We start from the raw sequence: 16,451 nt of genomic DNA, 5'->3' as shown, positions 1-16,451 counted from the left end.
GTCTCCGGGCGGGTTTTATTGATTACAGAACAGTTTAGCAGTTTCCCGATGGCTGGAAAGAGCCCGAATACATCCCCGGCCCGACAATTATCCGGCCCCGGGGACCTCACTAATCGACGAACCGCAAGGTAGCGACAGGCACTCCTACATGTTCAGACCCTTATCGTTCTATATTGGCCTGCGGTACACCGCCGCCAAACGACGCAATCACTTTATTTCCTTTATATCGCTGACTTCGATGATCGGCCTGATGCTGGGCGTCGCCGTGCTGATCATTGTGCTTTCCGTGATGAACGGGTTCGACCGTGAGCTGAAGCAGCGCATTCTGGGAATGGTGCCCCATGCCACCATTCAGGGCGCTTCCGGACCTTTGGAGAGCTGGGAAGAAGTGGATGACCATGTTGAGGCTTACCCCAGGGTGCTTGCTGCGGCCCCGTTTATCCAGGGGCAGGGTATGGTTACCGGTGGCGGCAATGTCCGCGGCGTGATGCTCAGCGGCATCCTGCCAGAGCAGGAAGCCAGCGTGTCGATTATTGAGAATCACTTTGTCGAGGGAAGCCTCGATGAGCTTAAATCCGGCGAATTCGGAATCATTATTGGCAAGCTGATGGCCAACAGTCTCAGGCTTGGGGTGGGCGACAAACTGACGGTGGTTCTGCCGGAGGCGTCGGTAACACCAGCGGGCGTTCTACCCCGGCTCAAACGGTTTACGGTCAAAGGTATTTTCAGCGTTGGCGCAGAGCTGGATGGCAACTACGCATTGATCCACATGGATGATGCCGCGAGGTTGATGCGCACGGGCGGACGGGCCCAGGGCGTGCGCCTGCTGGTGGATGACCTGTTCGCGGCACCGAAAGTAGTCAACGAGGTTGCCCGCACACTGGGCGGCCGCTACTACGTATCGGACTGGACTCGCACCCATGGCAACCTGTTCCAGGCCATTCGTATGGAAAAAACCATGATCGGCCTGCTGCTGATGTTTATTGTCGCGGTCGCCGCGTTCAATATTGTGTCGACCCTCGTGATGGTCGTGACAGACAAGACTGCCGACATCGCCATCTTGCGAACCATGGGGGCAACCCCGGGGCGCATCATGCGGATATTCATCATCCAGGGCGCCGTGATTGGCGTGTTTGGCACCCTGACCGGGACTGCGTTGGGGGTTCTGGGCGCGTTGAACATCAGTGGCTTTATCTCCTGGCTGGAATCGGCTTTGGGACACAAGTTCCTCAGCGCAGACGTTTATTTCATCAGCTACCTGCCTTCACAGCTTCAAATGCAGGATGTGCTGATTATCAGTGGTGCAGGTCTCACCATGAGCCTGCTGGCAACGATTTATCCGGCCTGGCGGGCGTCGCGGGTCGAACCGGCGGAGGCATTGCGTTATGAGTGACAGGCAGGCGACAGCTCAGGTGATTGATTGCCGGCAAGTCACCCGAACCTACAGTGAAGGCCCGGAAACGCTGACGATTTTCTCCGACATTTCTCTCCAGGTTCAGTCCGGAGAGACGGTCGCGATTGTTGGCAGCAGCGGTGCGGGCAAAACGACGTTGCTGAACTTGCTTGGAGGGCTCGACCGGCCGTCGTCGGGCCACATCCGGATTTGCGGTGAGGATATCCACGCTCTGACAGAGCGTGGCCGGGCCCGTTTCCGGAACCGGCACCTGGGTTTCGTGTATCAGTTCCATCACCTGTTACCGGAATTTACGGCGCTTGAGAACGTTATGCTTCCGTGCACTCTTGGCGGTATGCCACCCAAAAAGGCGCGGCCCAAAGCCGAAAGCCTGCTGCAGCGGGTGGGCCTGGGAGAGCGGCTTAAACATAAGCCGGGCGAGCTTTCCGGTGGTGAACGCCAGCGCGTGGCTATTGCCAGGGCGCTGGTAAATGACCCTGCCTGCGTGTTGATGGACGAGCCGACCGGAAATCTGGACGAGCATACCGGGGAAGGGATTCGCGCGTTGATCGGCGATCTCCGGGATAACTCCGGCACGGCATTCATCATGGTTACCCATGATATGGCTATGGCTCGGAGTCTTGGAAGGGTGTTGCGTCTGGAGCAGGGCCGCCTGGTTCAGGAGGCCTGATCCCCTACGGACGGGTCGTTATCGGCCCGGCCGCGTCTGCGCAGCTGCCAGTCTGAACGGATTTTGCGCCGCCAGAGGTACTGGATGGCCAGGTAGGCCAGGCAAGCGGTCATTGTGGCCAGCACCAGAGACCCCAGGTAAAGGGGAACACCAATGTCGATCAGGCGGTGGCTTATCCAGCCCCAGGATAATTCAAAGTCGAATGCCAGAACCGGCCGGTCCAGTATCCAGGCGCCCACTTTGTAGTTGAAGTAGAACATCGGTGGCATGGTCAGGGGATTGCTGATCCAGACCAGAACCACGGAAAGGGGCAGGTTGGCGTTAAACCAGATGGCGCAGAACGCTGCGGCCAGCATTTGAAATGGCATTGGAATAAAGCAGAACCAGACACCAACCAGGAAAGCGCGGGCAACGCAGTGGCGGTTGATGTGCCATAGGTTGGGTTCATGGAGGATATCGCCCAGAAAGCGCAGCGATTGCATCGACTGCACCTTTTCGGGGGTGGGCAAATACCGTTTCATGAACTTCTTCGGCATAGGAAGTTCGGCCTGTTTCGTGGCTGAAAGTCATCGTTGGCACGCGACGCCTGCCAACGCTATCGAAAATCGGAGGACAAGGATTGTCCGAAAAAACCGCGACCGGCCAACTGGCCATTAAACGCATTGTCGATGTCGCCAGCATTCTCGCCTTCTCTTGCGGCGTTATCTTACTTTATCGGCTCGCAACCTTGCCACCATATCCATGGCTGTTTGTCGCTTCGCTGGTGGTGGTGATGCTATCGCTACGGCGAAGGTGGCGCGGCCGTCGCGTGCTGTCGATGTTTGCCGCGGCATTGTTTGGCCTTGCCTGGGCCGGCTGGCACGCTGATTCAAGGCTTGTCGAGCGTCTTCCCGCCAGTGCCGAGGGGCAGCGCCTGCTGGTGTCCGGGTACCTTTGTAATCTGCCCGCGCCGGGGAGTTTTGATAGTGTGCGTTTCGGGTTCTGCGTGTCGAAATGGCATTCCCCGGGGCTTTCAGATGAGCCATCTCTGCCGCGGCACCTCCGGCTCTCCTGGTATGGCCGGGAGGGGCGTACCTTGCCTGATCACCGGTTGATGCTGGAAGTCGTTCTCAAGCGGCCTCACGGCAATCTGAATTCCGAGGGTTTCCGTTACGAAAACTGGTTGTTTCGCCACGGCTACCGCGCGACAGGCAGTGTCAAGCAGGTTTCGGCCGCTCCGCAGTTGGAGTGCGGGGTGCGTTGCCAGTACCACGCCTGGCACTGGCGCACCTCGCAGCGGCTGAACCGGATGTTTGGTGCAGCGGAACATTATCCTTTGATTGCGTCCTTGTTGATGGGCGACCGGAGTCACCTGAATGACACCCACTGGCAGGCACTGAAAGCGACGGGCACCATCCATCTGGTGGCCATTTCGGGATTGCATCTCGGATTGGTAGCGGTCGGGGTTGGTCTGCTGGCACGCTGGGCGCTGTTGTTACCCGCCGGCCGGTTGAGTGAACGCAGCAGGCGCTCTCTGGTGTTCGCTTTCGTTGTTACGGGTTGCGCAAGCTATTCACTGCTGGCCGGCTTCACCGTGCCGACGCAAAGAGCGCTTGTGATGGTGACGGCCGGTAGCTGGTATCTGCTCAAAGCACAGCAACAAAGCGGCTGGTTGCCCTTTGCTCTGGCTTTGGCAACTGTGCTGCTGATGGACCCCTTTGCGCCATTAGACCAGGGGTTCTGGCTCTCCTTTGGTGCGGTTGCTGTGCTGATGTTCGTTTTCTACGGGCGGCTGGGTGCCACCGGCTGGTTATCAGCGCTTGTTCGCGCGCAGTTAGCGGTATTTGTCGGGCTTTGGCCAATGCTGATGGTGCTCAACCAGGGGCAGCCGGTCGCCGGTATGCTGGCAAATCTGGTGGCCGTTCCCTGGGTATCCTTTGCGGTGATGCCCGTGCTGTTCGTGGGTTCCATGCTGGCTCTGCTCTTCGGTGACGGGTTGTTACCCTGGGTTATGGTCGGATTTGACCGTGTGCTCGGGGTGCTCTGGTGGTGGCTGCAATGGATCGCTGAGGTTCGGCTCGGGCAGATGCGGCTGCTTCCCCTGCCGCTGGCGGCGGGGCTTGCGTTGCTGGCCTTGTGGGCTATTCGCTGGCGCGATTGGCGTTGGCGCGTCTTGTTCGGCATGACCATGCTGGTCAGTATTCCGGACTGGCAGGGTGCCGGGCCCTCCAACGACATGGCGGAGGTACCGGAAGTGCGGATTCTGGATGTGGGGCAGGGGCTGTCTGTGGTCGTCCGCTCCGGCAGCAAGGTGATGGTATACGACACCGGGCCGGCAGTGCCCGGCGTATACTCTGCAGCGGAGTCTGTCCTGATTCCGAATCTGCGGGCGATGGGGATTGAGGTGATCGACCTGCTGGTGCTGAGCCATGGCGATAATGACCATGCAGGGGGCCTGGAGCAATTGGCTGAGGCGTTTGAGATAACCCGGGTAATCACTGGCGAGCCGGAGGCTGCGCGAGATCGGGTGTCGGCATCTGTGGCAGCTTGTCAGCCCGACACCGTGCGTTGGCCGGATCTGGAATTGTCTTTCTGGCGCACGCCGCTGCCCGCCAGTGGCAATGATGCGTCCTGCGTGTTACGCCTGTACCACGAGCAAACCGACAGCGATATCATTCTGGCCGGTGATATCAGCCGGCGAGTAGAGCAGTTCATGATCGGAGCCGAAGGGCCGGGGTGGAATCGTACCGGCCTTGCGCACCGGGTGGTACTGGCTCCCCATCATGGCAGCAAAACGTCCTCGTCTCCGGAATGGATTCAAGCGATGATGCCCGATCAGGTTATCTATACCGCCGGATATCGGCACCATTTCGGGCATCCGCACCCGGATGTTACCCGTCGTTATCGAAGCGCCGGGGCGTTGGCGCTGAACACGGCGTGTTCCGGCCAGATCCAGCTGAGCTTTATGCGCGGTCAAATTCTCACCAGGGAACTCTGGCGATCGCAACCTTTCTGGATAGCATCTCCCGAGGGGACGCGCAGCCAATGCCAATAGCCGTGACATTCCGGGTGTGGCCAGTGCCGGCAGCTATGCTAAAGTAGCGCGGCTTGTAACTAATCAGGGAGATCAAGCGTGTTCGAGCTGTTGAAAGCCGGTGGCATCCTGATGGTGCCCATTGTTGCCTGTTCCATTCTGGCACTAGCCATCATCCTGGAACGAATCTGGACATTGCGGGCCCCCCGGGTTGCGCCCCCGCAGTCTGTTAACGAACTCTGGCGCTGGATCAAGAAGAAAGAGCTGAACGGCCGCAAGCTGAAAGCACTGCAGGCCTCTTCCCCCCTGGGGCGGATACTGGCTGGCGGACTGATCAACGCCAAGCACGGTCGTGAGATCATGAAAGAGAGCATCGAACACGAAGCCAGCCAGGTGATTCACGAGCTGGAGCGTTTTCTCAATCCCCTGGGTACGATCGCGACCATCACCCCGTTATTGGGTTTGCTGGGCACCGTTATCGGCATGATCAAGGTGTTTGCCGAGATCCAGCTGGCGGGTGTGGGCAATGCCGGCAATCTCGCCGGGGGTATCTCCGAGGCTTTGATTACCACTGCAGCTGGCCTTAGCGTGGCGATCCCGGCGCTGATCTGCCACCGTTACTTTATCCGGCGCGTTGATGAGCTGGTGGTCAATATGGAACAGGAAGCCATCAAACTGGTTGAAGTGGTCCACGGAGACCGCGAAATCGACGTTGAAGGAGCCTGAACACCGTGAAGTTCAAGCGTCAACGAAGCCAGGAGATCGGAGTGGATCTGACGCCACTGATAGATGTGGTGTTCCTGCTGCTGATCTTTTTTATGGTATCGACCACGTTCACCCGGGAGAGCCACCTGCAAGTGGAGCTTCCGGAAGCCAGCGCAGAACCGGCAGCACCTTCCGAGGTGAAGCAGATTGACGTGGTGATCAACGCCGACGGCCAGTACATTCTGAACGACCGGCCGCTGGTTAATAACCGCCGCGAGACTCTGGAGCGGGGGGTCAGTGAACTGGCAGCAGGAGAGAATAACCTGCCCTTTATCATCACGGCCGATGCCCGCACCCCCCATGAATTTGTGGTCAGAGCCATGGACGTTGCCGGTCGCCTGGGGTTTGCAAAACTGAGCATTACCACAGAGCGGGAGGCTGACAGTCAGTGATTCAATCAAGGCCGGAACCGGTCAGCGCGCCCCCTGCCGGTAGCTGGACCACCTACAAGCGCCTGCTCAAATACGTCAAACCCTTCTGGCTGGCATTCTCCCTGGCCGTCTTCGGTAACATCATTTATGCCGCTGCCTCCACGGGTATGGCGGCGGCTATGGAATACGTGATTACGGCCATCGAGAACCCGTCGGACCAGAACAGGCTGTTGCTCACCGCGCTGATTGTCGGCGTTTTTGCGCTCAGAGGTGTCGGTACGTTTTTCAGCCAGTACTTTATCAGCTACGTCGGGCGCAACGTCATCAACGCACTTCGCAACGATGTGTTTGATCGCCTGATGTCGTTGCCCTCGAGATACTTTGATGAAAACGCTTCCGGGCGCCTGGTTTCAAAGCTTACCTTTAACGTCGAGCAGGTAGCCGATGCAGCGACCAACGCCGTCACCATCACGCTGCGGGAAGGCCTGACGATTATCGGGTTGCTGGGGTTTATGCTTTACACCAACTGGAAGCTGACCCTGATTTTCCTGACTGCGGGCCCGGTGATTGGTCTGGTCGTCAATTACGCCAGCAAGCGTTTTCGCCGGATCAGTAAGCGTATCCAGGGCTCGATGGGCGATATTACCCACGTGGCGTCGGAGTCCATCTCGGGTTATCGGGTTGTGCGCACCTTCGGTGGCGAAGATTATGAGCGGGAACGTTTCCGCGAGGTCAGTGCCCGCAATCTGATGCAAAGTCTCAAGATGGCGTCGACCCAGGCCATCAGCGTGCCCGTCATCCAGGTGTTGGTGGCCCTGGCGATTGCGGCGCTGGTCTGGACCATGCTCGCGCCGGAGATTCGGGGTGAAATGTCCACCGGTCAGCTGATTGCGTTCATAACCGCTGCAACTACCATGGCCAAGCCTATCCGCCAGGTTACCTCGGTACACGCGAAGATCCAGAAGGGCGTGGCGGCAGCGTTTGACGTATTCGAGACTATGGATGAAACCCCGGAGGATGATCCGGGCACCTTCAAGCCTGATCGGGTGAACGGAAACATTGTTTTCGACCAGGTGTCTTTCCGGTACCGCGACCAGCTCGATAATGTACTTGAGGGGATTTCTGTTGACGTCCCTGCGGGCCAGAGCGTTGCTCTTGTGGGCCGTTCCGGCAGTGGCAAATCGACCATGGTCAGTTTGTTGCCCCGTTTCTACGAATACACCGATGGCGCTATCCGGATTGATGGCCATGAGCTGAAAGAATTTTCACTGCAGTCGCTGCGCGCCCAGATTGCGCTGGTGAACCAGAACGTGGTGCTGTTTAACGATACCATCGCTGCCAATATTGCTTATGGTGCCCTGCGCGACTGCAGCCGGGAAGACATCATGGAAGCGGCCGAAAAGGCGCACGCGCTTGAATTCATCAACCGTATGCCGGAAGGGCTCGATACTATGATCGGCGACAATGGCGTGATGCTTTCGGGGGGGCAGCGCCAGCGTCTGGCGATTGCCCGGGCCATTCTCAAGGATGCACCGATTCTTATTCTGGATGAGGCGACATCGGCTCTGGATACCGAATCCGAGCGCCATATCCAGGAAGCGCTGGAAACCGTGATGCAAGGCCGGACCACACTCGTGATTGCACACAGGCTATCCACTATCGAGAAGGCCGACAGGATTCTGGTCATGGATAATGGTCGCATCGTTGAGTCAGGTAGCCACAACGAGCTTTTGGCAGCGGGCGGCGCCTATGCCCAATTACACCAGATTCAGTTCAGCGAGCACGCATGAGCGGCGGCTTGGTCGACCGGCTGTGGTATGGGCGGGGCAGGCCTCTTGCGTTGCTTACGCCTCTGGCCTGGTTGTACCGGGCGGTATCCGAGTCCAGGCGCCGAAAGGCATGGAATGCGCGCAACGAATCGCTTCCGGTGCCGGTTGTGGTGGTGGGTAATATCACCGCCGGCGGCACCGGCAAGTCGCCTCTCACGGCCAGCCTGGTTCAGTGCATGAATAAGAATGGCTGGAAGCCGGTGATTCTCAGCCGCGGCTACGGCGGTAAAAGTCCCCAGTACCCACTGCTGGTCGCTGACGGAACACCGGCGGGTGTCTGTGGTGATGAACCCCTGATGCTCGCCCGGGCCACCGGATGCCCGGTGGTCGTTGACCCGGACCGCTGTCGCGGTGCCCGCTGGGCGCTGGAGAACGGCTTGGGTGATGTATTAATCTGTGACGATGGCCTGCAACACTATCGATTGCCCAGAGATATCGAGGTGTCTGTATTCGATGCCCGGCGGGGTATCGGGAATGGCGCTATCATTCCGGTAGGCCCTCTGAGAGAGCCGGTTGAACGGTTAAGCGGTGTCGACTTTGTTGTTCTGAATGGAGAAGAGTTTCCGGCGGCCGGCGAGACCATTGAGAGTTTTGCCGGTGTTGGTCACCCGAGCATTCACGCCATGGCGCTGGAGCCCTCTGCCCTGGTGAATATGAACTCCGGTGAGACCTTACCGCCGGAGCAACTCGAGGGTAAGCCGGTGCGAGCGGTGGCGGGCATTGGTAATCCCGGCCGGTTTTTCGAAACCCTCCGGACTCTTGGCGCCCACGTTACGGAAGTTCCCTTTCCCGACCATCACCATTTCCGCCCGGAAGACCTGGCCTCCGGAGCCCTTGAATGGCTGGTGATGACCGCCAAGGATGCGGTGAAGTGCCATGGCTTTGCGCCAGATAACGCCTGGGTTCTAACCGTTCAGGCGCGCTTGTCGGAGCCTTTTGAACAGCACTTTCTGGAACGGCTCAGAGCTTGCTCTGGCCAGTTGCAACCTATTGTCAGTGAGGAATCGAACCATGGATAAGAAATTGCTGGCCATGCTGGCCTGCCCGGTGTGCAAAGGAGAGCTAAAGCTCAACGATGCCCGCACCGAATTACTCTGCTATCAGGATGCCATGGCGTTCCCGATTCGAGAGGGAATCCCAGTGATGCTGGCGGCCGAGGCCCGCACGCTCAGCACCGACGAGCGTCTCGACAAACACTGAAACTCCGGCAGGACGAACCATGTCATACACCGTTGTTATTCCCGCGCGATACGCTTCCAGTCGTTTGCCTGGCAAGCCGCTGGCGATGATTGCCGGCAAGCCGATGATCCAGCACGTTTGCGAGCGGGCCAAGGAGAGTCGGGCCAGCCGCGTGGTGTTGGCAACCGACGACGTTCGTATTGAAGAAGTCTGTCGCGGGTTCGGAGCTGAGGTCATTATGACTTCACCCAACCATGCCAGCGGTACGGATCGCCTTGAGGAAGTCGCAAGAAAGCTGCAGCTGGACCCGGATCATCGGGTAGTGAATGTGCAGGGTGACGAACCGCTGATTCCGCCAGAACTGATCAATCAGGTGGCAGACAATCTGGAGCAATATCCGGAGGCGGCAATCGCAACCCTGTGCGAGCGAATCCACGATGCTCGCCAGGTGTTCAACCCGAACGTGGTAAAAGTGGTGTTCGACGCCCGCGGTATGGCGCATTATTTCAGTCGCGCCCCGATACCCTGGGCACGGGACTTCTGGCCAGCGGCGGCCGCCACGCAGGACGTGGACCTGCCCGATGGCATCGGTTATTTCCGCCACATCGGAATCTATGGCTACCGGGCCAGCGTGTTAAGTGATTTTGTTGGCTGGCTTCCCGCGCCGACCGAGAGAATCGAATCGCTGGAACAGCTAAGAGCCCTGCACAACGGCGCCCGGATTCACGTCGATGTCGCCAGCAGGCCGCCGGCTCCCGGCGTGGACACCGAAGAAGATCTGGCCCGTTTACGGGCACGAATGGAACGGGGAGGTACCAATGTCTGAACGCGTCAGTGTCTTGTTTGTCTGTCTGGGTAATATCTGCCGTTCGCCGAGCGCCGAAGGCGTTTTTCGTGAGCTTGCCCGTGAACAGGGGATGCTGGACCGGCTCCAGATCGATTCCTGTGGTACGGGAGACTGGCACATCGGTAAGTCTCCCGATGAGAGGGCAACAGCCGCGGCTTCGCGCCGGGGGATTGATATCAGTGACTTGCGGGCCCGCCAGTTTCGGGCAGAAGACCTCGATCGCTTTGATTATGTGCTGGTTATGGATCGCTCGAATCTGGCGGATGTCCGTGAGATCTGGCATCAGAATGGCGGCACCGAGCCCCGGTTGTTTCTGGAATTCGGAGATTCCCGATTGGCCGAGGTTCCAGACCCCTATTTTGGTGGAGAGGCGGGCTTTGAGCACGTTCTGGACCTGATCCACGGCGCCAGTCAGGGGCTGCTGCAGACTATCCGGGAGCGGCTTTCTTGAGCCCGGCACTGAATATCGTTGAGGGCGCCAGTTTGCAGGCGCTCAATACCCTGGCAGTGCCTTCTCGGGCGCGATTTCTGGCCGCAGTCACCAGTACTGCTGAACTGCAGCAGGCGCTCCGCTGGGGGCAGGAACACAAACAAGCAGTGCTTGTGCTGGGCGGTGGCAGCAATCTGGTGTTTGCCGGCGATTTTCAGGGGCTGGTTATCCGCATGGCGTTGCGGGGCCGCCGTTGGGAGCAGGTAGACGAGCAGGGTGCCGTGCTGGTTTTGAAAGCCGGAGAGAACTGGCATGAGGCGGTACTTTACGCGGCTCGTTCCGGTTATCGCGGGATTGAGAATCTCGCTCTGATCCCGGGGACCGCCGGCGCAGCACCGGTACAGAATATTGGCGCCTATGGCACCGAGTTGCGTGATTGTCTGGAGAGTGTGACGGTATTGGATCGCCAGAATCTGGAGGTGAGAACGCTGCCCGCAAGTGCCTGTGAATTCGGCTACCGCGACAGCCTTTTCAAGCGCCACCCTGGCCAGTACATCATTCTTGAAATTCGGCTGAGGCTATCCCGCCACGCGCCGCTCAATATCGGTTATCGCGACCTTCAGGACTACTTTGACGATGGCGATCCGGCTGCGTTGACACCTCTGGATGTGGCGGAGGGTGTGATGGCCGTTCGTCACCGGAAGCTTCCGGACCCAGCGGTACTGCCCAATGTCGGCAGCTTTTTCAAGAATCCGGTCATTGAAAGGGCTCAGTTCGGGGCGCTTCAGGCCCGGTTTCCGGACATCGTATGTTATCCGCTGGATGGCAGCGTCAAGCTCGCGGCGGCCTGGCTGATAGACCAGGCGGGATGGAAGGGGTATCGCAACAGCCGTGTGGGCGTTCACAACCGCCAGGCACTGGTGTTGATCAACCATTCCGGCGGCACGGGCCGGGATGTGTTGTCGCTGGCAGACAAGGTGCGCCAGTCTGTGATGGAAACCTTCGGTGTCGAACTGGAAATGGAACCAGGGGTGGTGGGCGAGCGCTGATTGAATGAAACACCGGAGGACCCGTGCGGCCCTCCGGTTCTCTTATGTTACAGGCCGTTCTTGGGCGAGGCTTTGACCAGGAAAGACAGGGCTTCGTCAATCGCAAGGTCTTGCTTGTTCTCGTCCCGGCGCCCCTTGTATTCGAGGGTTCCCGCGGTCAGGCCGCGCTCGGACACCACAAAACGGTGGGGGATGCCGATCAATTCCATATCGGCGAACTTTACGCCCGGGCGTTCATTTCTGTCGTCCAGCAGGACGTCATAGCCTGCCTGCCGAAGCTGCTCGTACAGTTTGTTGCCAGCTTCTGCCACGACCGGGGATTTATGGCCGTTCAGGGTGACGATGGCAACCTCAAAGGGTGCGATGGCGTCGGGCCAGACAATGCCTTTGTCATCGTGATTCTGCTCGATGGATGCGGCGACAATCCGGGATACGCCCACGCCATAACAACCCATCTCGAGAATGGCGGTTTTGCCGTTTTCATCCAGTACCGATGCATTCATGGCCTGACTGTATTTATTGCCCAGCTTGAATATATGGCCAACTTCAATGCCGCGACGGATTTCCAGTGTGCCGTTGCCGTCCGGGCTGGCATCGCCCTCCACCACATTGCGCAGGTCTTCGATGCGGGTGATTTCCGCGTCGCGGCCCCAGTTCACCCCGGTGAGGTGATAGTCGTCTTTATTGGCACCACAGACAAAGTCCGCCAGGTGGGCGGCGCTGCGGTCCACGATGACCGGAACCGGCAACTTGACCGGGCCGATGGAGCCGGGCTTGCAGCCAATGGCTTGCTCGATTTCCTCATCGGATGCCATGGTCAGCGGCTCGGCAACGCCCGCCAGATTCTCGGCTTTGATCTCGTTCAGCGTATGGTCGCCACGCAGAATCAGTGCCACCAGGCCGGCCTCGCCGTTCTCGTCGGCCTCGGCTTTCACCAGCAGCGTTTTCACACTGCGTTCCTCAGGCAGGCCCAGGAACTCTGACACTGCGGCGATCGTATGCTGACCCGGCGTGTGAACGTCTTTCAGTTCTTCGCCTGGCGCAGGGCGCTCGCCCGTCGGCGCTACGGCTTCTGCCTTCTCGATGTTCGCGGCGTATTGGCCGCCGGTGCTGAATACGATGGCGTCTTCGCCCGAGGATGCCAGAACATGGAATTCATGGCTTGAGCTGCCGCCGATGGAGCCGGAGTCTGCCTGTACCGGGCGATAGTCCAGCCCCAAACGATCAAAGATGTTGCAGTAGGTCTGGTGCATCACTTTGTAGGTTTCATCCAGGGATTCGGCGTTCAGGTGGAAGGAGTAAGCGTCCTTCATGATGAATTCCCGCGCGCGCATCACGCCAAAGCGGGGGCGGCGCTCATCGCGGAATTTGGTCTGGATCTGGTAAAAATTGGCCGGCAGCTCTTTGTAGCTTTTAAGCTCATTACGAACGAGGTCTGTGATGACCTCTTCGTGGGTGGGGCCGAAACAGAAATCCCGGCCATGCCGGTCGTTCAGGCGCAGGAGTTCGCCACCGTATTGTTCCCAGCGCCCGGATTCCTGCCACAACTCGGCGGGCTGGACTGCGGGCATCAGCACTTCCTGGGCGCCACTCTTGTCCATTTCTTCACGCACGATTCGCTCTACCTTGCGCAGGGTGCGCAGTCCCAGTGGCAACCAGGTATAGAGGCCGGCGGCCAGTTTACGGATCATCCCCGCCCGCAGCATCAGCTGGTGGCTGACAATCTCGGCGTCGGAAGGGGTTTCTTTCTGGGTAGCTATCAGGTAACGGCTCGCTCGCATCGTGTCTTCCGCTGTCGTCAGAAAAGTGGGAGTCAGACTAATTGGCAAGGCGGGGTGAACCACCACTGCCTTTCTTTGTCGTAGAGTGGGCGTTATTGTACGGAGCCTGCAACATAAGGTACAGATAATGACTGACGAATCCATCGATGTATCACCCCGCCGGCGACCTGTTCAGGCCCGCAGCCGGGAGAGGGTGAGCACCATATTGCGCCACGCTGCCGGGATCTTTCATGAGCAAGGTGTCGACAGCACCAGTATGTCTGCGATTGCCCGGCAATCCGGTATGTCTTTGGCGTCACTGTACCGCTACTTTCCGAACAAGGCGGCCATTGTGCGTGCCATCGCAGAAAGCCACGTCGAAAAAATGGAGCAGGCGCTGCGGTCGAAATTACCGGAACTGAGCCTGCAGGATGCGGTGGATGTCCTGATTGATCTGTTTTACGACTTCTACTGCACCGAGCCGGCGTATTCGGCCATCTGGAGTGGGGTGGAGGCCATGCCGGAGTTGCGGGAGCTGGATCTGCGGGAACTCTACAGCAATGCCCGGGATCTGGACGCCCGCCTGCAGGAGGAGTGCCCGGCGTTGTCACCGGAACGGCGCTGGACGGCCAGCCTGCTGTTGCCGCGGTCAGCCGGCACCATTCTGCGGCTGGCGGCTACTCTTCCGGATGACCAGGGGGAGCAGCTGGTGCAGGAAATGAAAACCATGGCCCGGGCCTATCTGGAGAACCTGGTGGATCAGGACAGATAACCCAACGGCAACGCCGTGCTGTCGAGCACGCGCCGCAAAACAAAGCTGGAGTGAACGCCGCTGACTCCGGGAATGCGGGTGATCCGGTTCAACAGGAAATGGTGGTAATGGTCCATGTCTGGTACCACCACCTTCAGCATATAATCCGCGCTCTGGCCGGTAATCAGATAGCACTCCTGCACTTCCGGATAGTCGCCTACCTGTTCTTCAAATGCGGCGAAGCGCTCTGGTGTATGTCTGTCCATGCCAATCAGGATGATGGCGGTCAGCGCGAGTCCCAGCTTTTTGTGATCAAGTATGGTGACCGTCCGGACAATGACCCCGGCCTCTTCAAGCGCTCTGACCCGTCGCAGGCAAGGGGAAGGGGAAAGCCCGACTTTTTCCGCCAGTTGCTGGTTGGTCAGCGATCCATCCTTTTGCAATGTTTCGAGGATTTTCCGGTCAAGCTTGTCAACTTTGACGAGCTTTTGCTCTGCTGTGGGCATTGTGTGGCTCTCTGGGTAAGTTTCTTGCAATTATATGCTAATGAAGTCGTTTTCGGCCAGAAAATGGCAACCAAATAGCGCGCCGCTGCCTTTAAACTGTGTCTGTTCTTATCACTCATTGATATCGGAAGGAAATCGTCATCATGGCCTTTGACCATCGCAAATACGTTGCTTTCCAGCCGGTCGCCAAAAAAGACCGCCGCTGGCCCGATCAGGTTATCCAGAAAGCCCCTGCCTGGTGCGCGGTAGACCTTCGGGACGGCAACCAGGCGCTGGTCAAGCCCATGTCTGTTGCCCAGAAGCAGCGTCTGTTTGATCTGCTGGTCAAGCTGGGCTTCAAAGAGATCGAGATCGGCTTTCCAGCCGCCAGCCAGCCGGATTTTGATTTCTGCCGCAAGCTGATTGAAGAGGACCGGATTCCGGCCGATGTAAAGATCCAGGTGCTCACCCAGGCCCGCCCCGAATTGATTGAACGGACCTATCAGGCGCTTGAGGGCGCCAAACGGGCCATTGTCCACGTATACAATTCCACGTCGACGGTCCAGCGGGAGCAGGTGTTTGGTCTGGATCGAGCCGGGATTCGTGACATTGCCGTGCACGGCGCAACGGTTGTCCGGGACATCGCCGCGCGCTATCCCGACACCGAATGGACCTTCCAGTATTCCCCGGAGAGCTTCACCGGCACCGAACTGGACTTTGCGGCGAGTGTGATTGATGCCGTTAACGACGTCTGGCGACCGGACCTGGGCCAGCCGGTGATTATCAACCTGCCGGCTACGGTGGAAATGGCAACGCCGAATGTGTTTGCCGATCAGGTTGAATGGATCTGCGATAATATCCGCTACCGGGAACACATCAGTATCAGTTTGCACACGCATAATGACCGGGGCTGCGCTGTGGCCGCCGCCGAGCTCGGAGTCATGGCCGGAGCAGACCGGGTGGAAGGTACGCTCATGGGAAATGGAGAGCGGACCGGCAATATGGACCTGGTAACCATGGCCATGAATCTGTATTCCCAGGGGATTGATCCGACACTGGATTTGTCCGGTATGGCGGAGATTACAGATGTAGTGGAGGCCTGTACCGAGATTCCCACGCACCCACGCCATCCGTATGCGGGAGAACTGGTCTTTACCGCATTCTCTGGCAGCCACCAGGATGCCATTCGCAAATGCCTTGCCCGCCGGGCCGAAGGAGATGCCTGGAATGTGGCTTACCTGCCCATCGATCCATTCGACGTAGGCCGGCGATACGAGGAAGTCGTGCGGATCAACAGCCAGTCCGGCAAGGGGGGCGTGGCCTACGTGTTGGAGCGTGATTACGATATTACTTTGCCCCGCTGGCTGCAGATCGAGTTCAGCAAGGTGGTGCAGCGGGAGGCAGAGACCCATGGTGGTGAGATTGATTCCGACACTATCCACCGTCTGTTTGAAGAGCGTTACCTGAGTGTACGGAGCGATTGGGCGCTGCGCTCCTACGACTTGCATCGGGATGATCATGGCGTTCGCGCGGAGGTTGTGTTGGGAGAACGCGCCGCGCCGATTACCCTCGAGGGCCGGGGGCTGGGCGCTGTTGAAGCGGTTTCCGAGGCGCTGTCCAGGCAGTACGGTGTGACAGTAGCGGTTGAAGCCTACGACGAGTTCGCCCTGGGTGAAGGGACCAATGCGAATGCACTGGCGTGTATCCGGTTGACGGCTAATGGCGAGCATTGCAGTGCGGCAGCGCTGGCGGAAGACACGACCTCGGCAACACTGCAGGCGTTGTTCTCGGCGGTCGCCCCGGTGATTGGTGCCGGCCGGAGTCAGAGCGCGTCAGCACGGATAACCGAGACTGCCTGAATCATCTTGTTTAACCCATACAAAAGGCC

At 58.8% G+C, this 16,451-nt stretch carries 16 protein-coding genes; 13 read left to right on the top strand and 3 right to left on the bottom strand.

The window, feature by feature from the left end:
• Positions 1-148 precede the first annotated feature (148 nt).
• On the top strand, positions 149-1,393 hold the full coding sequence (locus ACP2AU_RS01825) for a lipoprotein-releasing ABC transporter permease subunit (protein ID WP_426374065.1): 1,245 nt from the start codon (positions 149-151) through the stop codon (positions 1,391-1,393).
• The gene (locus ACP2AU_RS01820) at positions 1,386-2,084 is read left to right on the top strand and encodes an ABC transporter ATP-binding protein (protein ID WP_426374064.1); all 699 of its coding nucleotides are present in this window, start codon (positions 1,386-1,388) and stop codon (positions 2,082-2,084) included. Before ACP2AU_RS01825 ends, ACP2AU_RS01820 begins: the two co-directional genes overlap by 8 nt.
• Here ACP2AU_RS01820 and ACP2AU_RS01815 read toward each other — a convergent pair.
• Complete coding sequence (locus tag ACP2AU_RS01815) at positions 2,072-2,620, bottom strand: DUF2062 domain-containing protein (RefSeq protein ID WP_426374063.1); 549 nt, start codon at positions 2,618-2,620, stop codon at positions 2,072-2,074. The genes ACP2AU_RS01820 and ACP2AU_RS01815 overlap by 13 nt on opposite strands.
• A gap of 83 nt (positions 2,621-2,703) precedes the next feature.
• Between ACP2AU_RS01815 and ACP2AU_RS01810 the strand changes: the two genes are divergently transcribed.
• The 9 genes from ACP2AU_RS01810 to murB all read left to right on the top strand — a co-directional run bounded on the left by ACP2AU_RS01810 (position 2,704) and on the right by murB (position 11,567).
• Positions 2,704-5,118, top strand: coding sequence for a DNA internalization-related competence protein ComEC/Rec2 (locus ACP2AU_RS01810; protein WP_426374062.1), 2,415 nt, complete (start codon positions 2,704-2,706; stop codon positions 5,116-5,118).
• Between the two features lie 78 nt (positions 5,119-5,196).
• Entirely contained in the window at positions 5,197-5,823 is a 627-nt protein-coding gene (locus ACP2AU_RS01805; RefSeq protein WP_426374061.1) for a MotA/TolQ/ExbB proton channel family protein, read from the top strand.
• Between the two features lie 5 nt (positions 5,824-5,828).
• Positions 5,829-6,254 carry an ExbD/TolR family protein gene (locus ACP2AU_RS01800; RefSeq protein ID WP_426374060.1) on the top strand — a complete coding sequence of 142 codons (426 nt, stop codon included), beginning with the start codon at positions 5,829-5,831 and terminating at the stop codon, positions 6,252-6,254.
• Complete coding sequence (gene msbA, locus ACP2AU_RS01795; protein WP_426374059.1) at positions 6,251-8,023, top strand: lipid A export permease/ATP-binding protein MsbA; 1,773 nt, start codon at positions 6,251-6,253, stop codon at positions 8,021-8,023. The genes ACP2AU_RS01800 and msbA overlap by 4 nt, the downstream gene beginning before the upstream one ends.
• On the top strand, positions 8,020-9,081 hold the full coding sequence (lpxK, locus tag ACP2AU_RS01790; protein ID WP_426374058.1) for a tetraacyldisaccharide 4'-kinase: 1,062 nt from the start codon (positions 8,020-8,022) through the stop codon (positions 9,079-9,081). Before msbA ends, lpxK begins: the two co-directional genes overlap by 4 nt.
• Positions 9,074-9,262 (top strand): Trm112 family protein, encoded by a 189-nt coding sequence (locus ACP2AU_RS01785; protein ID WP_426374057.1) that lies wholly within the window; start codon positions 9,074-9,076, stop codon positions 9,260-9,262. Before lpxK ends, ACP2AU_RS01785 begins: the two co-directional genes overlap by 8 nt.
• A 19-nt stretch (positions 9,263-9,281) precedes the next feature.
• Complete coding sequence (gene kdsB, locus ACP2AU_RS01780) at positions 9,282-10,067, top strand: 3-deoxy-manno-octulosonate cytidylyltransferase (protein ID WP_426374056.1); 786 nt, start codon at positions 9,282-9,284, stop codon at positions 10,065-10,067.
• Positions 10,060-10,539, top strand: a complete 480-nt coding sequence (locus tag ACP2AU_RS01775; protein ID WP_426374055.1) for a low molecular weight protein-tyrosine-phosphatase — start codon at positions 10,060-10,062, stop codon at positions 10,537-10,539. The genes kdsB and ACP2AU_RS01775 overlap by 8 nt, the downstream gene beginning before the upstream one ends.
• Entirely contained in the window at positions 10,536-11,567 is a 1,032-nt protein-coding gene (murB, locus tag ACP2AU_RS01770; RefSeq protein ID WP_426374053.1) for a UDP-N-acetylmuramate dehydrogenase, read from the top strand. Before ACP2AU_RS01775 ends, murB begins: the two co-directional genes overlap by 4 nt.
• A 47-nt stretch (positions 11,568-11,614) precedes the next feature.
• Here murB and ACP2AU_RS01765 read toward each other — a convergent pair whose 3' ends face one another.
• Positions 11,615-13,348 carry a proline--tRNA ligase gene (locus ACP2AU_RS01765; RefSeq protein WP_426374052.1) on the bottom strand — a complete coding sequence of 578 codons (1,734 nt, stop codon included), beginning with the start codon at positions 13,346-13,348 and terminating at the stop codon, positions 11,615-11,617.
• A 127-nt stretch (positions 13,349-13,475) separates the two neighbouring features.
• Between ACP2AU_RS01765 and ACP2AU_RS01760 the strand changes: the two genes are divergently transcribed.
• A complete protein-coding gene (locus ACP2AU_RS01760; protein ID WP_426374051.1) occupies positions 13,476-14,099 on the top strand; it encodes a TetR/AcrR family transcriptional regulator in 624 nt (207 codons plus the stop codon).
• On the opposite strand, the gene ACP2AU_RS01755 is transcribed toward ACP2AU_RS01760, so the two are convergent.
• Positions 14,087-14,584 (bottom strand): Lrp/AsnC family transcriptional regulator, encoded by a 498-nt coding sequence (locus tag ACP2AU_RS01755; RefSeq protein WP_426374050.1) that lies wholly within the window; start codon positions 14,582-14,584, stop codon positions 14,087-14,089. The two genes, ACP2AU_RS01760 and ACP2AU_RS01755, sit on opposite strands and share 13 nt — an antisense overlap.
• Before the next feature lie 143 nt (positions 14,585-14,727).
• Here ACP2AU_RS01755 and leuA point away from each other — a divergent pair, with 143 nt between their 5' ends.
• Positions 14,728-16,422 (top strand): 2-isopropylmalate synthase, encoded by a 1,695-nt coding sequence (gene leuA, locus ACP2AU_RS01750; protein WP_426374049.1) that lies wholly within the window; start codon positions 14,728-14,730, stop codon positions 16,420-16,422.
• The last annotated feature ends 29 nt before the right edge of the window (positions 16,423-16,451 follow it).

Source organism: Marinobacter sp. VGCF2001, assembly GCF_049943275.1.
Classification (GTDB): domain Bacteria; phylum Pseudomonadota; class Gammaproteobacteria; order Pseudomonadales; family Oleiphilaceae; genus Marinobacter.
Note: the sequence above shows the minus strand (reverse complement) of the source record. Positions and strands in the feature narration are given on the sequence as shown.